4 protein-coding genes are annotated in these 5,041 nt (G+C 67.6%); 2 read left to right on the top strand and 2 right to left on the bottom strand.

Translation table 11 applies throughout. The annotated features are described in order from the left end of the window. Positions 1 to 190: 190 nt before the first annotated feature. On the top strand, positions 191 to 1,462 hold the full coding sequence (locus ACFWF3_RS23895) for a YibE/F family protein (RefSeq protein WP_378996915.1): 1,272 nt from the start codon (positions 191 to 193) through the stop codon (positions 1,460 to 1,462). A gap of 61 nt (positions 1,463 to 1,523) precedes the next feature. Here ACFWF3_RS23895 and ACFWF3_RS23900 read toward each other — a convergent pair whose 3' ends face one another. Together ACFWF3_RS23900 and ACFWF3_RS23905 are read right to left on the bottom strand one after the other, a co-directional pair. Then, positions 1,524 to 2,882 (bottom strand): Hsp70 family protein, encoded by a 1,359-nt coding sequence (locus ACFWF3_RS23900; protein ID WP_378996917.1) that lies wholly within the window; start codon positions 2,880 to 2,882, stop codon positions 1,524 to 1,526. A 90-nt stretch (positions 2,883 to 2,972) separates the two neighbouring features. After that, complete coding sequence (locus ACFWF3_RS23905; RefSeq protein WP_378996920.1) at positions 2,973 to 4,295, bottom strand: UDP-glucose dehydrogenase family protein; 1,323 nt, start codon at positions 4,293 to 4,295, stop codon at positions 2,973 to 2,975. 253 nt (positions 4,296 to 4,548) lie between these two features. On the opposite strand from ACFWF3_RS23905, the gene ACFWF3_RS23910 reads away from it, so the two are divergent. Then, the coding region (locus tag ACFWF3_RS23910; protein WP_379315334.1) for a YdcF family protein at positions 4,549 to 5,041 on the top strand (493 nt) is incomplete at its 3' end.

Raw genomic sequence — 5,041 nt, forward strand, 5'->3', positions numbered from 1 at the left:
CGCGTCAGTTGTTTTTAAGACACCGCCCCCCTGCTCTCCGCCGCCCACAAACCCGCCTCCCCGGGTCCAGGTCAGACCTGGACCCGGGGAGGCTTTTTTGTGCGACCAGGGGTACTGGAGTTGTCCATGTTGTCGCGAGATCTGGTGTTGCGGGCGTGTTATTGAAAACGAGGTCCTTTAAGCTCTGGTCGTGAGCGAGCATCATCACCATCACGACCATTCCGGGCCCATCGCCATCAGTGACACCGCGGCGAAGGTTGTCGTCGGGTTGTTGGCGATCATCGGGGCGGTGGTGTTGGTCGCGACGGTGATTCTGTGGCCGAGCGCGCAGCACGTCGAGATTCCGCTGCCGATGCAGACCATGTCCGGTGGGGCCGTGGAGACCGAGGCCGGAACCGTTGTCATGCAGGACATCGGTCCCTGCGGGAGTCCATCGAACGGCAAGGTGTTCGCCGACAAGCCGGAACCGCCGCGGACATCCTCCTACACCTGTCAGCGCAGCATCATCGATATCAGGTCGGGACCCGACGAGGGCAAGAAGACGCTGTTCGAGATCGCGCCGGGGCCGGGGCAGCCCGATCTACGGACAGGCGACGACATCCGGGTGGTCCGTGCCGCGGATCCGTCCGGGGTCACCATGTACGCGTTCGAGGACTACTCGCGCGGGCTGCCGCTGACCTTGATCGTGCTCGCCTTCGTCGTGGTGATCTGTGTGGTCGCGCGGTGGCGGGGATTCCGGGCGCTGGTCGGGTTGTGTTTCGCGTTCGGCGTGGTGGTGATGTTCCTGTTGCCCGCGTTGCTCGACGGGAAGTCGGCGATCCCGGTCGCACTGGTGTCGGGGGCGCTGATTCTGTACGTGGTGCTGTACCTCGCCCACGGGGTGAATCTGCGGACGAGTTCGGCATTGCTCGGCACGCTCGCGTCGATGGTGGTGGCGGCCGTGCTGTCCTGGCTGGCGATCGAGGTCACCCATCTCACGGGGCTGTCCGAGGAACAGAACACCAACGTGGCGACCTACATTCAGCACGTGAGCATCACCGGGTTGCTGCTGGCGGGATTCATCATCGGCTCGCTCGGTGTGCTCAACGACGTGACCATCACGCAGGCCTCGGCGGCCTTCGAACTCGCCGCGCTCGATGAAGGAGCGTCGCGGCGCGAGATCTTCACCGCGGCCATGCGAGTCGGGCGCGACCACATCGCCAGTACCGTCTACACGCTCGTGCTCGCCTACGCCGGTGGGGCGCTGCCGTTGCTGCTGTTGTTCAGCATCGCGGGGCGATCGATCACCGATGTGCTGACCGGCGACGCGGTGGCCATCGAGATCACGCGATCGGCGGTGGGCGGTATCGCGTTGGCGTTGTCGGTGCCGTTGACGACCGCGATCGCGGTGATGCTGGCCCGGCCGTTCGGTGCGAAGCAGGCCACTGTGGCGCCCGCGCGGGCCCGGCACGCGCGGAACTGAGACTGTTCGGCGCCGGACCGGCTCGCGGAGCTCGGTTCGGCGAACCGGAAAGCAGGAACGGTTACTGACCGGCAGGCGGGAAGCCGGGCAGGACCACCGGGGGCAGGGTGGGCAGCACCACCGGGGGCAGCCCGGGGACGACGGTGAAGGTGTTGGGACCCTGCGACGGCGGCGCGGCGGTGGTTTCCTCGGCTTGGCGCGGGTTGACCGGTGGCGCGGCAACGGTTTCGTGCTGGGCCTCGGTCGTCGCGACCGAGGCCGTCGTCGGGCCTACGGCGGTGGGGCGCGGCGCGGTGGTGGCGGGGACGGCTTGCGAACCGTCGCTCGACGAACCGCGCTCGAGTACTTCGGGGCCGTAACCGAGGCCGAGGCCGATCGCCGCGACCACCACCAGCGAACTCACCGTGAGCACCGCCACGTTCAGTTCCCGGCGCGAATGCGCGCGGCTGGTGAGTGCGCTGAGCGGGCGACGACCACGGGTCGGCGCGGTGAGCCAGGCAGGGGTGGCGTCGTCGTGGTCGCCCATCGGGATCGGCGCCGGGGCGACGGGTGCCTGCTGGACCTGGGCGGGGCGGGCCAGCAGCGCGGCACCGCGGGCCAGCGCCGTCTCCGGCTCGGCGGGCACGATCACCGGCACGCCGATCGTGCGCTCGAGCACGCGCGCGATCAACGGAATCCGGGCGCCACCACCGAGAACCAGCACCGCCTGCACCGGATGCTGCGCGCGGATGATGACATCGCGGGTCATCCGGGCCGACGACTCGATCGCCAGCATCATCAGCGCTTCGAAATTCTCCTGCGTGAGCAGCACCAGGCCCTGCTCGCTGGGGAGGGCCACCGCGTTGCTGTTGGACAGCTGCTCCTTGGCGGCCCGGCACAGACCGTCGAGGGCGGCCAGACCCGCCGGGTCGGCCGGATGCGCGATCCGGCCCGAGGCGATCTGCTGCTCCCTGATCAGCGAATCCAGGTAGTCGCCGCTGATATCGCTGATCCGCTCGCACTGGTACACATCGCTGGTGCGGGCGTTGATCACGCTCACCGTGAGACCCGAACTGCCCAGGTCGTAGACGGCCAGGGTGGACACTTCCCGCATATCGCTGGTGGCATGGGCGAAGTGCACGGCGGCAACGGCTTCGGGAACGAGCTGGTAGTTCGTGAGCTGGCGTCGCGCCATCGCCGCGCGGACCGCCCTGGCCTGCGGTTCGCTGCGGAAGGTGATGGTGGTGGCGGCGATCTCCGGCGACGCGGCCAGCGTGGCGGCGATCGCGTCGGCGGCGGACTCCTCGGCCTGCTGTTCGGGCATCGAGATCGACTGCACCTCGAACGAAGACGGCGGAACGGAATCGTGCGGGCCACCGTGCTGCGGACGAGCGAGGCGCACCGTCCCGGCCCCCACCGATATTCCCAGAACCGAACTCATCCGCTGCCCATCTCGTCCGTGCTGCACGACATGCGAGGGACTGCGATAACGCGGACCGAAATCCGCCCAGCCCCCGCTTGGCTCGTTACTCTACGGGGTGCCGAGTCCGGCGTATACCCACCCGGCCGCACGCCAGGTCGTGCTGTCCAAGCAGTTGCGACCGTCGATGATCGAACGGGACCGTACCACCGGGTCGAGGTCGGCCGGCGTCAAAGCGGTGAATTCGTTCCACTCGGTAAGGACCAGCACCACATCGGCGCGATCGCAGGCCTCCGAGACCGAGGTGGCGTAGTTCAACGTGGGGAACACCCGGCGCGAATTCTCCACTGCCTTGGGGTCGTACACGGTGACGACGGCGCCGTGCAGCTGGATCATCCCGGCCACGTTCAAGGCGGGCGAATCGCGCACATCATCGGATTCCGGCTTGAAGGCAGCGCCGAGGACCGCCACATTCGCGCCGAGCAGGGAACCCCCACAGGCGCGGGCGGCCATGTCGACGACCTTCGTCCGGCGGCGCATGTTGATGTTGTCGACCTCGCGCAGGAACGCCACGGCGTGATCGGCGCCGAGCTCACCCGAGCGCGCCATGAAGGCGCGGATGTCCTTGGGTAAGCAGCCGCCACCGAAACCGAGTCCGGCATTGAGGAACCGGCGGCCGATGCGGGCGTCGTACCCGAGCGCGTCGGCCAGCATGGTCACGTCGGCGCCGGTGGCCTCACACACCTCTGAGACGGCGTTGATGAACGAGATCTTCGTCGCCAGAAAGGCGTTCGCCGAGACCTTCACCAATTCGGCGGTGGCCAGATCGGTGAGCAGGAAGGGGATCTCGGCGGCGATGAGGTCGGCATAGATCTCGCGGATGTGCTCCTCCACCCACGCCGAGCGTTCGCGGCCGTGATCCAGTCCGAGGACCAGGCGGTCGGGGCGCAGGGTGTCCTGCACCGCGAAACCCTCGCGCAGGAACTCGGGGTTCCAGGCGACCTCGACGTCGACCTTCGCCTGCTCGCGAGCCCGAATGCCGAGGGCCGCGGCGGTTCCCACCGGAACGGTGGACTTGCCGACGATCATCGCCGGGCGTTCCAGCATCGGGGCGAGCGTATCCACCACCGCGTGCACGTATTTCAGATCGGCGCCGTACTCGCCCTTCTTCTGCGGTGTCCCCACCCCGAGGAAGTGGACGTCGGCATGGGCCGCGGCATCGGAATAATCCGTGGTGAACCGCAAACGGCCGGCGGCGAGGTTGCGTTGCAGCACTTCCTCGAGTCCGGGCTCGTAGAACGGCACCACACCATCGGCCAACTTGGCCACCTTGCCGGGATCGATGTCCACCCCGACCACGTCGTGTCCCAACTCGGCCATACACGCTGCATGCGTGGCTCCGAGGTACCCCGTTCCGAAGACTGTGCATCGCATAGTTCTGTTGGTAAGCGGTGCGCGTGGCTACGCCGCGTCAGCGAGGCAAGAGGGGGCGCAACATCTGGTGTACAGGGGGAAACGCGAGCGGAGGTGATCGGTGCGCGGGGCTCTCACCTGCGAAAACGCGATAGCTGCCGGGTGCACGGTTCGAATCGTGGGCCTGCACTCGTGGCGTGCCGCTCGGGTTCGCGGGGATTGGCATAATCGTGCGGGATCGCCTGAATACGCCATCGCGGATGGAGCATTGACTGTGCGTCGGGTCCTGTTCGCCACGGGTGGAGCGCTGGTAGTGGTGTTGATCGCGGTGGTCGCGTTGTGGCCGGTGTACGTGCGGCCGCGCACGGACGACCCGCAGGTCGCCGACGCGATTCTCGTTCTCGGTGGGGCGCACGACGGGCGCGAACAACTCGGGCTGCGGTTGGCCGCGCAGGGGTACGCGCCTCGGGTGCTGGTCTCCAACCCCTACGAACGCAGCTCGATGGTGAATCGAATCTGCCACGGGGGCTACAGCTTCGAGGTGATCTGCTTCGATCCGAGTCCGCGCACGACCCTCGGCGAAGGCCGAGAACTGGCGCGCCTGGGGGCCGGCTGGGACCGCGTCATCGTGGTCACCTTCACCCCGCACATCTCCCGGGCCCGGTACATCCTCGGTGAATGCTGGGATGGCGAGTTGCTGTTCGTCGACCCGGAACCGCGGCTCTCGCCCGCTCGCTGGGCTTGGGACTACGCGTATCAGTCAGCGG

It is taken from the genome of Nocardia sp. NPDC060220 (assembly GCF_042727815.1).
GTDB lineage: Bacteria > Actinomycetota > Actinomycetes > Mycobacteriales > Mycobacteriaceae > Nocardia.

Bases quoted from the DNA above. Each gene is read 5' to 3' on its own strand.
- ACFWF3_RS23900 (WP_378996917.1), bottom strand. From the start codon at position 2,882: ATGAGTTCGGTTCTGGGAATATCGGTGGGGGCCGGGACGGTGCGCCTC.
- ACFWF3_RS23905 (WP_378996920.1), bottom strand. From the start codon at position 4,295: ATGCGATGCACAGTCTTCGGAACGGGGTACCTCGGAGCCACGCATGCA.